Raw genomic sequence first — 16,898 nt, 5'->3', positions numbered from 1 at the left:
ATGTCGGTTTTTTTCAAATCACGCAAAGCCATCGCCTGTTTGCCGGCCATCTGCCTGCTGGCGGTGGCCGTCCATAGCAGCATGGACACGGACCTGAAAATCACGCCCAAATACGACGACAGCAGCGTCGAAGTGGCCCTGATAGATCTGGATGAACTGCTGCCTCCCCCTCCCGAGCCTGAACCGGAGCCCGAGCAGGTCGCCGAGTTGCCACCACCGGAGGAGGAAGTGGTCGAAGCCGTGGAAATCGCGCCTCCCCCACCACCCAAACCCAAACCGCCAGCTCCCAGACCGCCGCCACCCAAGCCCAAGCCGCAGGTGGTCAAGGCCGTACCAACACCACCCAGGCCTCAGCCTCAGCCTGTGCTGCAAGCGCCCACGCCTGCACCCGCTACGGCCCCCCATGTAGCGCCAGCCAGACCGATTGCCCAGGCCCCGCGCGCCAACCCGGCAGACCTGGAGAGCCGCTATATCGCCCGGCTGCTGGCGGAGCTGGAGAAATACAAGCAATACCCGCGAGGTCGCGAGGCTTCACTGCAACGCCCGCAAGGCAATGTGGTGGTGTGGTTGCTGGTTGACCGTAGCGGCAAGGTGCTCGACTCGGGCATTGAAAAGAAGGCGACCAATATGCTGCTCAATCGCGCCGCACAAACCAGCTTGCAACGCCTCGATAAAGTTGTGCCCTTCCCCGAGGAAAGTTTCTCGGGCAAGGATAAATACCGTTTCAGCGCCACGCTTGTATACAACACAGAGCCATAACTAAAGCACGTCAGCTCTGACACTTACGCTTAGGGGAAACTGTTTTGAAACTCAATACTTTATTCGCAACGCTACTGGCCGTTGGGGTTGGCGGCTGGACGTTATCAACGCTCGCAGAAGACACCGTTGATATAGGCAAGGTTAATGTCACCGGACAGAGTCTGGGTAATGGGCTTATGGTCGAAGAAGACAGCGCCAAGGGCCGCTCGACCGTAACCAAGGAAGCGATGGACGAAATGGCACCCACTGCCAACGCCATCGACAAGCTCAAGTACACCCCCGGCATCAACGTTTCCAGCACCGACGCATCAGGGGTAAGCGGCACCAGTTTCACCATGCGCGGGATGAACTCCGACCAGGTCGGCGTCTCCTCGGACGGTATCCCGATCAACGATTCCGGGGACTATGCGGTGTATGCCAACCTGCTCGGCGACCCGGAAAACCTCGGTGAGGTCTTCGTTACCCAAGGTTCTTCGGAAATCGACGGCCCGCATATCGGCTCCAGTGGCGGCAACATTGGTCTGGTGACCATGCGCCCGACCAAGGACTTCGGCGTCTTTGTCAAACAGTCGGTCGGTTCCAACAGTTTGAACAAATCATTCGCGCGGATTAACACCGGCGATTTGAATGGTTTTAAAACCTTTGTCTCGGCGTCCCATACCGAAGGCGAAAAGTGGCGCGGCAAAGGCACCGTACGCGCCGACAGGGTTGAGTGGAACACCTTGTTCGAAGATGGCAACGGCAACTCGACCAATGCCATTTTCAAATACAGCACCCAGGAAAACTACAACTACAACACCCTGAGCAAGGCACAGTTTCAGAAGTCGGGCCGTGGCCTCGATTATGCCGAAATCCCGATCTACAACAGCAGCGGCAAGTTGACCCAGTACTACAAGATCAACCGCAACCCGTTTGAAAACGCATCAGCCACCCTGACCCAGCGCTTTCAGTTGCGTGACGACCTGGCGCTGACCATCGCACCCTACTACTTCTGGTCCAATGGCGGCAGCTTCAGCGGCCAATCGGCGACCGGGCTGTCTTCGACCAGCGACAAGGCCGGCAACTTTGACCTCAGCGGACTGGCCTATGACACCTACTACCGCCCATCATGGACCGAGAGCTGGCGCCCTGGCGTGACCACTAAACTGAAATGGGACTTCAACGAAGCCCACAGCATCGATGTCGGTTACTGGTATGAACGTGCCCGCCAGCGCCAGACCCAGCCTTTTATCAGCATCACCGAAAACGGTACGCCGGATGATATCTGGGGCGACTACAACAGTGGCAACCAGCTCACCGACAAAAATGGCGCCACGGTACAGGGCCGTCACCAGTACACCGTCACCCCGGCACAGAAAATCTGGGCCCAGGACGTGTGGACGGTCACCCCTGACCTGACCCTCACAGGCGGCATTGCCTACCAGTACGTCGAACGCGATGGCAACAACCTCGGCAGCCTGTACAGCGCTCCCGAAAAGCGTGATGCCAGGTACCACGAGTTTTTGCCCAACTTCAGTGCGCGCTACCAGATCAACGAGCAGCACCAGGCGTTCTACAACGTCACCCGCAATATGCGTACGCCGCCCAACTACGTGCTTTACAACGCCGGCGACTCCATCAGCCTGGCCCCGGAACTGAGCTGGAACCAGGAACTGGGTTGGCGTTTCACCCAGGACGACATGCTGCTGAGCGCCACCCTGTTCCATATCTCGTACAAGGATCGTCAGCTGTCGACCACCAATGCGGACGGTGACTACGAAATGCTCAACGTCGGCAGCGTGGTCAACAAGGGTCTGGAACTGGAGTGGAGCGGCCTGCTGCCCTACAACTTCAACTACTACACCTCTTACACCTATACCAGCGCCGAGCAGCAGGATGACGTGACCACACGCAACAAGGAACTGCCCACCTCCGGCAAGCAACTGGCCAACGTGCCGAAAAACATGCTCAACGCCAGCCTGGGTTACGACAACAAGCGCTACTACGGCAACGTGGCCGCCAAGTATGTGGGCAGCTACTACGGCGACCTGACCAACGACCAGGAAATCTCCGGGCGTACCACCTTCGATATCAACGCCGGGGTGCGCCTGCCGGTGGACAAGAAGATCCTCAAGTCGGCGGCCATTCGCGTTTCGATGCTCAACGTGTTTGACAAGGAGTACCTGTCATCGGCGCGCACCGTGGTGCTCAACGCTGCACCGGTCAACGGCGTCAGCGCCGCCACGCCTTACTACAACGTCGGTGAAGAACGCACTGCCATGGTCTCTTTCGAAGCCAGCTTCTGACCCCCGCACCCGGGCCTGCCAGCACGACAGGCCCGGGTCATGAACGTATTTAGAGGACACCCCGAATGAACATGAATCTGCTCCACGACATCACCTTCTACGTCATGTACGGCGCCGCAGCCCTGGCCGCTTTTGTGGTCGTCGAACGCTGCATCTTCTTCAGCTACTCGCTGCGCAAGGCGCGTCAGCTGGTGCCTGCGGTCAATGGCAAAGTCCGCAGCATCGCCGACCTGCCTGCCGGGCTGACCGCGCGCGACAGCCTGCCCCTGCAACTGCTCTCGCAGATCTACGACGGCCGTCGCCAACTGCATTCGCACCAGGAGCTTGAAGACCTCGGCCAGGCCATTTACATCTCCATGCGCGGCAAGCTGTCCCACAGCCTGTGGATCCTCGAAGCCGTGGTCGCCGGTGCGCCGCTGCTGGGCCTGCTCGGCACCATCATGGGCATCATCGACACCTTCAAGGCACTGGCCGAGGCCGGTGTTTCCGACCCGGGCGAAGTGTCCCGTGGCATCGGTACGGCGCTGTATGCCACCGCACTGGGGATCTCCATCGCGCTGGTGGGCATGGTCTTCAATAGCCATCTGCAAGATCGCCTTGAACTGATCAACGACCACCTCAAGATGCTTTTGCTGCGCGCAGGCCTGGGCACGCAATACGTCACCTCGTCAGCACCTGCCGCCGCCACTGCTGGCCAGCCACGTACCGCCTGACCGGCACCAAGGAGCTTGCATGTCGAATCTTCTCTCGCGTCTGCGCAGTGCCAGTATGGTCATCCCGGCAGCATTGGTGCTGGCCGCCTGCCAGCAACCGGTCAAGCCGGTCGCTATCAATATTGCCGCGATCAACGATTTTCACGGCAATCTGGCCGCCACCCCGTTCACCTACACCGATGCCACGGCACCGGCTGGCAAAGTGTCGCTCAAGGCGGGGGGTATCAACGCCCTGAGCGGCGTGGTTGGCGAACTGCGCAAACAGGACCCGCAACTGCTGTTGATTGGTGCGGGCGACATGATCGGCGGCAGCCCGCCGATGTCTTCGATGTGGGCCGATGAGCCGACGCTCGAAGCCCTCGGCGAACTGGGGCTCAAGTTCAGTGTGGTTGGCAACCATGAACTGGATCTGGGCAAACTGGAGTTGCAACGCCAGATCAATGGCGGCTGCGTGTCGCCGCGCCCGGACAAGGCCTGCCAGTTTGACAACAACTACAGCGGCACGCGCTTCCCCTATATGGCGGCCAACCTGATCGACGCGCAAACCGGCAAACCACTGCTGCCTGCTTACCGTATCGAGCAGGCCAACGGCGCCAAAATCGCCTTTGTCGGCGCGGTGTTGCGCGACCTCCCGGCCTATGTAAGCCAGCAGAGCATGGACGGTCTGTACACCATTGACGAGGCCGAGGCGATCAACGCGCAACTGCCCGAACTGCGCAAACAAGGGGTGGATGCCGTGGTCGCGGTGATCCACCAGGGCGGTGAAACCACCGAACGCTTCGACCAGCAGGATTGCAGCCAGCTCAAGGGCGATATCGTCGATGTGGCCAGGCGTCTGGACCCGCAAATCAAAGTGGTGGTCACCGCTCACACCCACCAGGGCTACCTGTGCCGCCTGGGCGACAAGCTGATCACCCAGGGCAGCTCGTTCGGCCGCCTGCTGACCCATATCACCCTCACCGTGGACCCGGTCAACCACCAACTGCTCGATGCTAAGGCACAAAACATCGTGGTTGACCCCGCGCGCTACACGCCGCTGCCAGAAATTGCCGCGCTGCAGGCCGATATTGAAGCGCGCAGCAACGAACACCTGAACAAACCCGTGGCCCGTATCGCCACCCGCGAAATCAACCGCACCCTCAACGACGCTGGAGAATCGGCCATGGGCGACCTGATCGCCGATGCACAACTGCACGCCACCCGCGCGCTGGGTGCACAGGTGGCACTGACCAACCTGGGCGGCATCCGCACCGACCTGATGCTCGAACCCGGCCAGCAGCACCTGAGCTATGGCCAGGTAGCCTCCGTGCAACCGTTCAACAACACCCTGAACATCCTTACCCTCAGCGGTGCCCAGCTCAAGCAATTGCTGGAGCAGCAATGGCAGAACAACGGCTTCGGTTTTTATCCCCTGCAGCCATCGGCCACCCTCAGCTATCGCTGGGATGCCAGCAGGCCCCAGGGCCAGCGGATCATCGCCGACAGCCTGAAAATCGATGGCAAACCGGTGCTACCCGAGCAGACCTACCGGATCACGGTCAACTCGTTTATGGCCGGGGGCGGTGACAACTTCAGCGTACTCAACCAAGCCAGTCAACGGGTGGATACCGGCCTCAACGATCTCCAGGCACTGGTCGATTATCTGCAAGCCCAGGACCGCGCCGGGCAGCCAGCGGGAGCAAGCACGCCACAACAACGGATTGAAAAAGTTGCCCAGACCCTGGCTGACGTCACCGCGAGCAACGCCCCATGAACCGCAGCCCCGAAGCTCAGGCGCAGTACGAGCGCCTGTTACCTGAAGCGATCGCCGCAGCCCGGGCAGCCTGGTGCCCGCACTCGAACTTCCCGGTGGGTGCGGCGCTGCTCACCGCCGATGACCGGATCATTCGCGGCTGCAACGTCGAGAACGCCTCATACGGCCTGACCAACTGTGCCGAACGCGGCGCCCTGTTCAGCGCCATTGCCCAGGGCCATGCACCTGCCAGTTTCAAGGCGATGCTGGTGTATGCCCCGAACGTGGCGCTGATCTCCCCGTGCGGCGCCTGCCGTCAGGTCATGCACGATCTGATGAGCCCTCACTGCGTAGTGTATTGCGTCGGCCACGAAGCGGCGGCCGCCCGCGACTGGACGGTCGAGCAATTGCTGCCCGGTGCCTTCGGTTTCTGAACCGGTGCGACCTTGATGCGTGACATACGGGAATCTGGTCAATGAGTTTCGTTGGAGTGGTGGTATTGATTCTCCTGGCGGTGCTGCTGTCCAGCAACCGCCGGGCAATCAAGTTGCAGACCGTAGTCGGGGCATTTGTATTGCAGGCAGGCCTGGGTGCCTTCGCCCTCTATGTGCCATGGGGCCAGGCAACGCTGGCTGCGATCAGCGATTCGGTTGCCCTGCTGCAAGACTATGGCAATGAAGGCATCAGCTTTGTCTTCGGCCCTCTGGCAGGTAGCAAAATGAGCGAAGTGTTTGGCAGCCAGGGCTTTGTTTTTGCGATCAAGGTGCTGCCGCTGATTGTGTTTTTCAGCAGCTTTATCGCCATCCTTTACTACCTGGGCATCATGAGTGTGGTGATCCGCGTGATTGGCGGCGGCTTGCAGCGGGTGCTGGGCACCAGCCGTACCGAGTCGATGTCGGCCACGGCGAATATATTTGTCAGCCAGTCCGAAGCGCCCATTGTGGTGCGCCCGTTTCTGGACGGTATGACCCGCTCTGAACTGTTCGCGGTGATGGTCGGCGGCATGGCTTCGGTCGCAGGTTCGGTGCTGATCGGCTATGCCAGCCTGGGCGTGGAGCTTAAATACCTGATTGCCGCCAGTTTTATGGCTGCCCCCGGCGGTTTGCTGATGGCCAAGCTGATGGAGCCGCAAACCGCTGAACCGCGCGACAACTTCAGTGACATCGAGGTATACCCCGACGATAAACCGGCGAATGTCATCGACGCCGCCGCACTGGGGGTCAGTAACGGCCTGCAACTGGCCCTTAATGTGGGCGCGATGCTGCTGGCCTTTATTGCCCTGATAGCCATGCTCAACGGCATCCTGGGCTGGGTGGGCAACTGGTTCGGTTTTGCCCACCTGAGCCTGCAACTGATTCTTGGCCATGTGTTTGCGCCACTTGCTTTTGTCCTCGGCGTACCGTGGAGCGAGGCCATGACGGCAGGCAGTTTTATCGGCGAAAAACTGGTGCTCAACGAGTTCGTCGCCTATGTCGATTTCGCGGCCTATCTTGACCCGGTCCAAGCCGCTGCCAAAGGCATCCAGATACTGTCGGGGCCCACCCAGGTGATCGTCACCTTTGCCCTGTGCGGTTTTGCCAACCTGTCGTCGATTGGCATCCTGCTCGGCAGCCTGGGCGTCATGGCGCCCTCGCGACGTCAGGATATTGCCCGCCTGGGCCTGCGCGCAGTAATTGCCGGGACCCTGTCCAATCTGATGAGTGCTGCGTTGGCGGGGGTGTTTATTTCCCTGTGAAGCCCGCCCCCATAAACAAGCCTGCATCCCCCCTCACAGACCTTTATGCCTGGATAGACTGCCAATGAAACTGCTGCGTACCCATTTACTGATCGTCGTCTGCACCCTGCTGCTGACCGCCTGCGCCAATCATGTCGAGCCTGAAGCTGGCCGGGTCTCACTAATGACCTGGAACGTCGAAAACCTGTTCGACACCGAGCACGACAACGGCAAGGACGACTTCGCCTACCTGCCCCTGAGCGTCAAGCGCGCGCACCCGGAGTACCTGGCCAGCTGCACAAAAATCCAGGTCCCGGCGTGGCGCAAGGAGTGTGAAGAAAACGACTGGACCCCGACTTTGCTCGATGAAAAACTCAAGCGCCTCAGCGCCGTGATCAAACAGATCAATCAAGGCCGCGGGCCGGATATCCTGATGCTCAACGAAGTTGAGAACATCAAGGTTGTCGAGCAACTCAATGCCCGCCTGAACACGTCCGGCTACCAGACCCGCGTACTGATCGAGGGCTGGGACGAGCGCGGTATCGACACCGCAGTACTCAGCCGTTTGCCTCAATGGGACACCGCCCGCCTGCATCCAGTGCCCTACCAGGCGCTGGGGAATGATGACCCGGCACGGGTGAGCAAAACCCGGGGCATTCTCGAAGTTCGCCTGTTGTTGCCTGATGGCCAGAAAGCGGCGATTTTCTCCCTGCACCTGCCCTCAGGCGGTGCCCCGGGCTACCTGCGCCAGCAGGCCGTCGCCTACCTGGCCCGGCTCAAGCGCGAACTGCCGGACGATGTACTGCCCATTGTCGGCGGCGACTTCAATATCAATGCCGGCGAAGAACAGCAGCACGGCTATATCGCCAAAGACCTGGCCAGCACCTGGGCGGTGTCCCAGTTCATCGGCTGCGCGGGCTGCAAAGGCAGTTACTACTACCACAGCAAACGCGAGTGGTCGTTCTTCGACATGCTTCTGTTCCCGCCACAGATGACCGCTGCCAGCGGTTTCAATGGCTGGCAGGTTGATCCGCAGAGCATTCGCCTGGTGTACAGCAGCCCTTATCAGGTCAACCGCTGGGGCACCCCGGCACGCTTCGATGGCGCCCGTCATGCCCAGGGCGTATCGGATCACTGGCCGTTGTACGCCGAGATTTTCCGCACAGCGCCCCCTGGCAATTGACCTATGCTGTGTCGTCAGCCGCAGCCCTCTCCTGTCGTGATAAATCAGGTACTCGATGAGCAACCCGAAAGTAAAGATCCGCCGCAAAAACGTCGAAAAAATCCTTTTGGCCGCAGAGAAAGTCTTCGCCGAACAAGGCTATGCCGGGACCAAGATGGCCGATATTGCCAAGAAAGCCGCACTGCCGCGCTCCAACCTGCACTACTACTTTTCCACCAAGGACGAGCTGTACCGCGAAGTTCTGGTCAACCTGCTGGACACCTGGGGGCTGGAAGGTGCCTGTTTCGAAAAGTTCGACGACCCGCGGGTGGTGCTCACCAGCTACATCATGGAAAAGATGAACCATTCACGCACCCGTCCCCACGGCTCCAAACTGTGGGCCAACGAAATCATGCGTGGTGCACCGATGTTCCAGGACATGCTCGATGAGCATATGGCCAAGGGTGCCAAACTCATGGAGCAGAAAATACGCCAGTGGGTGGACGAAAAACGCATCAACCCGGTGGAGCCTTCAGCGTTGTTGTACATGATCTGGGCCTCGACCCAGCACTATGCCGACTTCGACTATCAGGTCTGCGCACTCAACGGCCATCAGCCGCTGTCCGACCAGCAATACCATCAGGCGGTACAGACCATCACCTCGGTAATATTGCGCGGGGTGGGGCTGAGCCTGTAGAAACTCGGTTGACGATCAGGCCCTCCTGTAGGAGCGAGCCTGCTCGCGAAGGTCGTTCGCGAGCAGGCTCGCTCCCACTCGGTTTTGCTGGTCAGCGTTGCATGCCCCAGCGCTTGACCGTGACGCGCTCCAGGGTATCGAACACCAGGTTCTCCACCAGCAGGCCGATCAGAATCACCACCGCCAGCCCGGCGAACACCTTGTCGGTGTACAGCTCGTTGCGGTTCTGGAAGATATACCAGCCCAGGCCGCCCTTGCCGCTGGTGGCACCAAACACCAGCTCGGCGGCGATCAGCGTGCGCCAGGCAAAGGCCCAGCCGATTTTCAGACCGGCAAGGATCGAAGGCAGCGCCGCCGGAATAAGAATAAACAGCACAAAGCGAATTCCCTTCAGCCCGTAATTGCGCCCGGCCATGCGCAGGGTCTCCGACACCCCGAGAAACCCGGCATAGGTGTTCAGGGCCAGGGCCCAGAGCACCGAATGCACCAGCACGAAAATCAGGCTGTTCTGCCCCAGGCCGAACCACAGCAGCGCCAGCGGCAACAGGGCAATCGCCGGCAGCGGGTTGAACATCGAAGTCAGGGTACTCAGCAGATCACGGCCCAACTGAGTCGAAACCGCCAGCGTGGTCAGGGCAAACGCCAGCACGATGCCGATCAGATAGCCCTTGAGCAGTACCACCAGGGAAATACCCACCTTGCTCAGCAACTCGCCGCTGATCAGGCCGTCATACAGCGCACTGGCTGTTTGCAAAAACGTCGGCAGCAGCAGGTCGTTGTCCTGATAGCGTGCCACCAGCTCCCAAAGCACAGCCAGCACCATCAGGATCAGGCTTTTACGTAACCAGCCCTGCTGCCACAGACGCTGGCTCAACGGCAATTGGCGCTCCAGCGGCACACTTAGCAGCGGTTCCAGGACCACTTCATATTCCTGGCGTACAGATGATGATTGATTCATCGGACAATCCTCCACAGCTCAATATGCGATACGGATATCGGCGAAATTCAGCGGTTGTTCGTCGGTACCGGCGTGCGCTTCATCAAACAGCAGCCGATGGATGCGCTGCGCCGTGTGCTGAAATTGCGCACCGCCAAGGCTGTGCAGGTTGTACTGATGGCTGTTGATCTCGGCCCGCACCCGCCCCGGATGCGGCGACAGCAGCAGGATACGGTTGCCGACCACCAGCGCCTCTTCGATCGAGTGGGTGACAAACAGCAAGGTAAAGCGCACCTCCTCCCAGAGCAGCAGCAATTCTTCCTGCATCTTGCGTCGGGTCAGGGCGTCGAGAGCTGCAAAGGGTTCGTCCATCAACAGGATTTTCGGCTGCATGGCCAGGGCACGGGCAATCGCCACCCGAGCCTTCATGCCACCGGACAAGGTGTGCGGGTAAGCATCGGCAAATGCCGCCAGACCGACCTTGTCCAGATAATGCAGAGCCCGCCCCTCGGCCTCGCGCCGAGGCAAGGTTTTCGACGCCAGCAACGGGAACATCACGTTTTGCTTGAGCGTTTTCCAGGGTGGCAACTGGTCGAACTCCTGGAACACCACCATGCGGTCAGGCCCCGGGGCGGTGACGGGTTGGCCCTGCAGGCGGATCTGCCCTTCACAGGGAGCATGAAAACCGGCCACAGCTTTGAGCAAGGTCGACTTGCCGCATCCCGAAGGTCCAAGCAGGATGAAACGGTCGGCCGGATCGATTTCAAAGCTGACCTGATGAGTCGCCCGCACCACACGCTGCGGCGTGCGGTATTCAAGACTGACCTGGTCGACCGACAACAGGGCTGGCCCTGTTGCATTCAAGTGGCTGGCCGTGTGGCCTTGCACCGAGGCATTCATTATTGTCAGCTCCCCTGCAACGGTTTTGCGTCCTGGAAGAAGTAATCCTTCCAGGAGTCAGGTTTATTTTTGATCGCACCCACGCGGTACAAGAACTCGGCCAGCGGATAGGTATTTTTCGGCGTTACGCTGAACTCGTACTGCGGGTTGTCGATGATTTTAAGCAACTCGGCGCGGTCGATATTGGCCTTGGTCACGCGGATATAAGTGTCAGCGGCCGCGCCCTTGTCGTTCTGGGCAAACTCGGCGGCTTCAGCCAGGGCCTCGATAAAGGCCTTGTAGGTTTTCGGGTTGTCGCTACGGAACTTCTCGGTGGCAAACAGCACCGTTGGGGAATTGGGGCCGAGCAAGTCGTAGGTGTTGAGCACCACATGCACATTTGGATTTTTCAGCGCCTGATCCTGGAACGGCGGGTTGGAAAAATGCCCGCTCAGCTCCGTACCACCTGCGATCAGCGCAGCGGTGGCATCCGGATGCGGGACGGCGATGGTGTACTTGTCCAGCCGGTTGAAGTCCTTGTCGCCCCACTGTTTGGCAGCGGCGTATTGCAGGAAGCGCGACTGCACTGAAACGCCCACGGCCGGTACCGCGATACGGTCTTTTTCGGTGAAGTCGGCGATGGTTTTGACCTGCGGGTTATTGCTCAGCAGGTAGTACGGGAAGTTGCCCAGCGAGGCCACGGCCTTGACGTTCTGCCTGCCATGAGTGCGGTCCCAGATGGTCAACAGCGGGCCGACTCCGGCCCCGGCAATATCGATGGAGCCGGACAACAAGGCATCATTGACTGCCGCGCCACCTGACAACTGAGTCCAGTCGACCTTGATATCGATGCCCTCCTCCTTACCGTGCTTCTCGATCAGGTTTTGATCGCGCACCACGTTGAGCAACAGGTAAACAATGCCGAACTGCTCGGCGATACGGATTTCGCCTTCGGCATGGGCGACGTTCGGTGCCACAAGGCTGCCGGCAAGCAGACTAAGACTCAGGCCCAGACTTGCGGCCACGGTTTTGAGGGATGCGGGCATGGCAATGCTCCTTGAAATGAGTCAATCAGAAAGGCGCGTTGCCCTGGATGGTGGTGCGATACAGCTTGCGGCGCAGATGGCTTGGGCATCCGGCGGCGAGATGGATCAGCGAACGGTTGTCCCAGAACACCAGGTCATGGGGCTGCCACTGATGGCGATAGATGTTCTGCTCCTGCACGCTATGGGCGTAAAGCTCGGCCAGTAACTGCCGGCTCTCGTCCTCGGGCAGGCCGACAATGCGAGTGGTAAAGCCCTCACTGACAAACAGCGCCTTGCGGCCGTTTTCCGGATGGGTACGCACCACTGGATGCACCACCTCGTTCACCTGTGCCAGTTGCTCCGGGGTCAGGGTCGGACGCCAGTTACCCTCGAATTTGCTTTCGCTGTAGCGCGCCGTATAGGAATGTGCAGCCGAACGCCCTTCAACCGCCTTGCGCAAGGCCTGAGGCAGGCCATCCCAGGCCTTGTGCATATCGGCGAACAGAGTGTCGCCGCCCTCGGCAGGCAGCTCCTGGGCATGCAGCATCGAGCCCAGGCTTGGCAGCTCTTTATAGGACAGGTCCGAATGCCAGAACTTGCCTGCATCGCCCAGACCAATGGACTGGCCGTTTTCGATGATGTTGGAGACGATAAGGATTTCCGGGTGACCGGTCAGCAGAAATTGCTTGAGCACATGGATCTGCAAGATGCCGAAGCGACGGCTGAAGTCGATCTGTTGCTGCGGGGTAATGCGCTGATCACGAAACACCACCACGTGATGCTGCAGATGAGCACGATGGATACGCGCAAAGTCCTGGTCATTGACCGGCAAAGCCAGATCCAGGCCCATGATTTCGGCACCCACGGCGCCGCTGAAAGGACGGATTTCAAAGGCTTGAGGCGCGATGCTCGCGGCAATCGCAGAGGCAGACGGTACAGACATAAATCACTCCCACGCAGGGCACGCCCAATGGCGCGCAGATCGATCAGAAACTCACGGTGGCCCCGTGCTGGTTCATTTCGTGCGGCGCGTCGATTGGTCGACCTGTACGCAGGGGTATGACTTTATAGATATAAGAAATTAAATTTAAATACTTTTATTGCATAAGCATATGAGCGCTTGCCCGGCTTTTTTCCGCCGCGCTATTAAAGAGCCAGCGCAACCTGCCGATGTCCTGTAGGACAACGAGTCTAAAGGACGCATCGACATGGTTGGCAGCATCAATCCCCTGGCATCGAGCCTGAATATTCAGAGCACCCCCGCCGCCACGGCCAGCAAGGCCACGGACAGCACGGCCGTGAGTGATGCCGGCGCGACGGCCACCGAGCAGGTCAAGCCACGGGCGGCCCGAGACGCTAATGCGGCGCCTGCGGCTGACAGTGATGACGACAGTTCGGACACGGTCAAGCAGCTGAAAAAACAGATCGCACAGCTGCAAAAGCAGCTTCAGCAGCAGATGCAGGCCCTGCAAAGCATCCAGGCCAGCGACCAGAACGAAGCCAGTAAAGCCGCCGCCGTGGCCGGAGCCCAGGCCCAGGTGACTGCGACAGCAGCAGCGCTGCAGGCGGCGACGGCAGCCTTGCTGCAAGCATTGACGGCCCAGGGCAGTGGCAGTTCGGGGTCGATGGTCAGCACATCGGCCTGACAATCCCCCGTAGCTGCTGCCGAAGGGGTACGAACCAGCAGTGAAAAATATACCCTTTTACCTTTCCTGCACCTGTTGGACCTGGGCCTGTCCATGATCTACAACGGGGTGAAGCCCGATGAAGACAAATTTGAAGACAAGCCCTCACAACACTCCTTCTGAATTCTGGCGGTCACCCATATAGCGCCGCAGGCATCATGCACGCCATCAAAACCTTTAATGGATCCACTATCAGCAACCACCTTTGCATTTTGTGTTCGGTAATCGCCACAAACCCTATTAAAACCCGATATTACTCCAGAGCAAAATTGACTTGAAAGATCCCTATACCGCCTAATGGATCCATAAGAGCAATAACACCTGATCTGGAGATTGGTCATGTACCCAAAAAACACCTGGTACGTCGCATGCACCCCCGATGAAATCACCGACAAGCCTTTAGGCCGGCAGATTTGCGGCGAGAAAATGGTTTTTTATCGCGGCCATGAAAACAAGGTCGCCGCTGTCGAGAACTTTTGTCCGCACCGCGGCGCCCCTCTGTCATTGGGCTATGTCGAAAACGGCAACCTGGTGTGCGGCTATCACGGCCTGGTCATGGGCTGCGACGGCAAAACCGTCGAGATGCCCGGACAACGGGTACGCGGTTTCCCGTGCAACAAAACCTATGCCGCGGTCGAACGCTACGGCTTTATCTGGGTATGGCCCGGTGATCAGGATCAAGCCGATCCTGCATTGATCCACCACCTGGAGTGGGCGGTGAGCGATGAATGGGCCTATGGCGGCGGCTTGTTTCATATCGGCTGCGACTATCGCCTGATGATCGACAACCTGATGGACCTGACCCACGAAACCTACGTACACGCCTCCAGCATTGGCCAGAAGGAAATCGACGAAGTCGCACCGAACACCACGGTTGAAGGCAACGAAGTCGTCACGGCGCGGCACATGGAAAACATCATGGCTCCGCCGTTCTGGCGCATGGCATTGCGCGGCAATAATCTAGCCGACGATGTGCCGGTAGACCGCTGGCAGATATGCCGCTTCTCGCCACCCAGCCACGTCCTGATCGAAGTCGGGGTCGCTCACGCGGGCAAAGGCGGCTATCACGCAGCTCCCGAATTCAAGGCATCGAGCATCGTGGTCGACTTCATCACCCCGGAAACAGACACCTCGATCTGGTACTTCTGGGGGATGGCACGCAACTTCAACCCGCAGGATCATGCGCTTACCGCGACCATCCGCGAGGGCCAGGGCAAAATCTTCAGCGAAGACCTGGAGATGCTCGAACAACAGCAACAAAACCTGCTGGACCACCCGCAACGCGCACTGCTCAAGCTCAATATCGACTCGGGTGGCGTGCAGTCACGCCGCGTCCTGGACCGCATCATCGCCAGCGAACGCACGTCCGAATCACAACTGATCGCCACTGCGCAGTAATTTCCGCACGGGGGCGAGCACACTTGGGCCAGCCCCCTCAATGGCAACGCTTTGAGGAAGCAGCATGATTGATGTGGTGGTGGTATCTCGCAACAACGAAGCGCAGGGCATTTGCACCTATGAATTGGCCAGCACCGATGGCAGCGCCCTGCCCGCTTTCAGTGCAGGCTCGCACATTGATGTGCACCTGCCCGGCGGACTGATTCGCCAATACTCCCTGTGTAACCATCCTGACGAACAGCATCGCTACCTGATCGGCGTGCTCAAGGATCCAGCCTCACGGGGCGGCTCGCAAAGCCTGCATGAACAGATCAATAGTGGCGATTGCCTGCGCATCAGTGAACCGCGCAACCTGTTTCCGCTGGCCCACGAAGCCCGGCGCAGCTTGCTGTTTGCAGGGGGCATAGGGATCACCCCGATTTTGTGCATGGCGGAGCGTCTGGCCCACAACGGCGCAGATTTCGAACTGCATTACTGCGCACGGTCCGGCGAGCGAGCGGCCTTTGTCGAACGTCTGCGCAACTCGTCTTTTGCTGACCGGGTGTTTATGCACTTCGACGAGCAGCCAGAGACCGCCATGAATGCAGCCCAGGTACTGGCCAACCCGCAGCCCGACACCCATTTGTACGTGTGCGGCCCCGGTGGTTTCATGCAACATGTTCTCGACAGTGCGCGCGCCCAGGATTGGCAGGAGCACGCCCTGCACCGGGAGTACTTCGCCGCCGCCCCGGTTGACAGCAGCAACGATGGCAGCTTTTCGGTCAAGGTGGGCAGCACCGGTCAGGTCTTCGATATACCGGCGGATAAAACCGTGGTCCAGGTCCTGGAAAGTCATGGCATCGATATACCCATGTCGTGCGAGCAAGGGGTGTGCGGCACGTGCCTGACCCGCGTGCTGGAAGGCGTTCCGGATCATCGCGACATGTACCTTACCGAAGATGAGCAAGCCTGCAACGATCAGTTCACTCCGTGCTGTTCGCGCTCGAAATCGCCCCTGCTGGTGCTGGATATCTAAGCTTCAATCGGAGCGGTGGATCACTTTCATCCGCTCATTGGCGGTGGCCGAACCGAAGATTTCGGCATAACGCAACGTCGCGTTGGCGTGCTCGCGCATGATGGCTTCGGCGCGAGCGCCCTGACGACTGACCAGCGCATCGAACACCGAATGATGCTGCATATGGGCATAGTTGAAGCGACGGTATTCACGGACCATGTCTTTGCGATCAACCGCCAGCGCCGTCACTGATGCAAACGGCAAATGATCATTGCGTGCCAGGGCATCGGCTATGGCCGGGTTGTGACTGCCCTCAACGATAACCTGATGAAAACGCATATTGAGGTCGTGATAGATCTCAAGATCGTCCTCGGTGACGAAGCCTTTATCGAACAGCTCATCCCCCTGCAGCAGGCACAACTCCAGGGCGGCCCGCGCATCTCCCGACAGCCCGCGCTCAGCCGTCAAACGTGCCGCCAGGCCTTCAAGCACCCCGCGTACTTCCACCGCACCGGCGATATCATTGGCACTGACCGAACGCACCTGAAAACCGCGCCCGCCGAAACGCACCAGCAAGCCTTCCTGCTCAAGCGTGCGAAAGGCCATGCGTACCGGCATGCGGGAGACGCCGAACAACTCGGCAGTGGGAATTTCCATGAGGCGTTCGCCAGCGGCAAGCTCGCCTGAGGCAATCATCTTGCGCAGTGCAATCAGCACCAATTGACCGGGTTTGCTCATCCAGGCAGCATCCAGAAAACATGAGCGGCCATAGTAACGCATGAGCAGCTATAGAGATTGAGCGGCGCACAAATCGGCCCTGGCGAGCACGCCATCGCAGGCAAGCCCGCTCCCACAGGCAGTGCGCCGTTCTCAAAACCTACAGCCTGGCACACCTCATTGTGGGAGCGGGCTTGCTCG

At 59.5% G+C, this 16,898-nt stretch carries 16 protein-coding genes; 11 read left to right on the top strand and 5 right to left on the bottom strand.

What is annotated here, in order from left to right; all coding sequences use genetic code 11:
* The 8 genes from HBN79_RS02825 (at window position 1) to HBN79_RS02790 (ending at window position 9,062) form a co-directional block, all read left to right on the top strand.
* Complete coding sequence (locus tag HBN79_RS02825; RefSeq protein WP_169916219.1) at window positions 1–759, top strand: energy transducer TonB; 759 nt, start codon at window positions 1–3, stop codon at window positions 757–759.
* A 44-nt stretch (window positions 760–803) separates the two neighbouring features.
* Entirely contained in the window at window positions 804–3,044 is a 2,241-nt protein-coding gene (locus HBN79_RS02820; RefSeq protein ID WP_133144548.1) for a TonB-dependent receptor, read from the top strand.
* Window positions 3,045–3,109: 65 nt separating this feature from the next.
* Complete coding sequence (locus HBN79_RS02815; RefSeq protein WP_095000357.1) at window positions 3,110–3,757, top strand: MotA/TolQ/ExbB proton channel family protein; 648 nt, start codon at window positions 3,110–3,112, stop codon at window positions 3,755–3,757.
* 19 nt (window positions 3,758–3,776) lie between these two features.
* Complete coding sequence (locus HBN79_RS02810; protein ID WP_169916218.1) at window positions 3,777–5,510, top strand: bifunctional metallophosphatase/5'-nucleotidase; 1,734 nt, start codon at window positions 3,777–3,779, stop codon at window positions 5,508–5,510.
* Window positions 5,507–5,923: a cytidine deaminase gene (locus HBN79_RS02805; protein ID WP_095000359.1), complete on the top strand. Its 417-nt coding sequence runs from the start codon at window positions 5,507–5,509 to the stop codon at window positions 5,921–5,923. Before HBN79_RS02810 ends, HBN79_RS02805 begins: the two co-directional genes overlap by 4 nt.
* Window positions 5,924–5,964: 41 nt before the next feature.
* Window positions 5,965–7,224: a NupC/NupG family nucleoside CNT transporter gene (locus HBN79_RS02800; protein WP_095023838.1), complete on the top strand. Its 1,260-nt coding sequence runs from the start codon at window positions 5,965–5,967 to the stop codon at window positions 7,222–7,224.
* A gap of 64 nt (window positions 7,225–7,288) precedes the next feature.
* Window positions 7,289–8,386 (top strand): endonuclease/exonuclease/phosphatase family protein, encoded by a 1,098-nt coding sequence (locus HBN79_RS02795; RefSeq protein ID WP_095020005.1) that lies wholly within the window; start codon window positions 7,289–7,291, stop codon window positions 8,384–8,386.
* Window positions 8,387–8,441: 55 nt separating this feature from the next.
* Window positions 8,442–9,062, top strand: a complete 621-nt coding sequence (locus tag HBN79_RS02790; RefSeq protein ID WP_169916217.1) for a TetR/AcrR family transcriptional regulator — start codon at window positions 8,442–8,444, stop codon at window positions 9,060–9,062.
* Window positions 9,063–9,153: 91 nt separating this feature from the next.
* Here HBN79_RS02790 and HBN79_RS02785 read toward each other — a convergent pair whose 3' ends face one another.
* Genes HBN79_RS02785 through HBN79_RS02770 form a run of 4 tightly spaced genes read right to left on the bottom strand, consistent with a single transcriptional unit; the run spans window position 9,154 to window position 12,846 of the window.
* Window positions 9,154–10,020, bottom strand: a complete 867-nt coding sequence (locus HBN79_RS02785) for an ABC transporter permease (RefSeq protein ID WP_169916216.1) — start codon at window positions 10,018–10,020, stop codon at window positions 9,154–9,156.
* 18 nt (window positions 10,021–10,038) lie between these two features.
* The gene (locus HBN79_RS02780; protein ID WP_095020007.1) at window positions 10,039–10,899 is read right to left on the bottom strand and encodes an ABC transporter ATP-binding protein; all 861 of its coding nucleotides are present in this window, start codon (window positions 10,897–10,899) and stop codon (window positions 10,039–10,041) included.
* Between the two features lie 5 nt (window positions 10,900–10,904).
* Complete coding sequence (locus HBN79_RS02775; RefSeq protein WP_095000365.1) at window positions 10,905–11,924, bottom strand: ABC transporter substrate-binding protein; 1,020 nt, start codon at window positions 11,922–11,924, stop codon at window positions 10,905–10,907.
* 25 nt (window positions 11,925–11,949) lie between these two features.
* Complete coding sequence (locus HBN79_RS02770; protein ID WP_095024729.1) at window positions 11,950–12,846, bottom strand: TauD/TfdA family dioxygenase; 897 nt, start codon at window positions 12,844–12,846, stop codon at window positions 11,950–11,952.
* A 265-nt stretch (window positions 12,847–13,111) separates the two neighbouring features.
* Here HBN79_RS02770 and HBN79_RS02765 point away from each other — a divergent pair, with 265 nt between their 5' ends.
* The 3 genes from HBN79_RS02765 to HBN79_RS02755 all read left to right on the top strand — a co-directional run bounded on the left by HBN79_RS02765 (window position 13,112) and on the right by HBN79_RS02755 (window position 16,001).
* Window positions 13,112–13,549 carry a hypothetical protein gene (locus tag HBN79_RS02765; protein WP_095000367.1) on the top strand — a complete coding sequence of 146 codons (438 nt, stop codon included), beginning with the start codon at window positions 13,112–13,114 and terminating at the stop codon, window positions 13,547–13,549.
* Between the two features lie 378 nt (window positions 13,550–13,927).
* Entirely contained in the window at window positions 13,928–14,986 is a 1,059-nt protein-coding gene (locus tag HBN79_RS02760) for an aromatic ring-hydroxylating dioxygenase subunit alpha (protein WP_095000368.1), read from the top strand.
* A gap of 64 nt (window positions 14,987–15,050) precedes the next feature.
* Complete coding sequence (locus HBN79_RS02755) at window positions 15,051–16,001, top strand: PDR/VanB family oxidoreductase (protein ID WP_095026475.1); 951 nt, start codon at window positions 15,051–15,053, stop codon at window positions 15,999–16,001.
* A 3-nt stretch (window positions 16,002–16,004) separates the two neighbouring features.
* On the opposite strand, the gene HBN79_RS02750 is transcribed toward HBN79_RS02755, so the two are convergent.
* Window positions 16,005–16,718: a GntR family transcriptional regulator gene (locus HBN79_RS02750; RefSeq protein ID WP_095000370.1), complete on the bottom strand. Its 714-nt coding sequence runs from the start codon at window positions 16,716–16,718 to the stop codon at window positions 16,005–16,007.
* Between the last annotated feature and the right edge of the window lie 180 nt (window positions 16,719–16,898).

It is taken from the genome of Pseudomonas sp. WS 5051 (assembly GCF_012985715.1).
GTDB classification, from domain to species: Bacteria; Pseudomonadota; Gammaproteobacteria; order Pseudomonadales; family Pseudomonadaceae; genus Aquipseudomonas; species Aquipseudomonas bubulae.
This window is presented reverse-complemented; position numbering and strand designations above follow the sequence as displayed.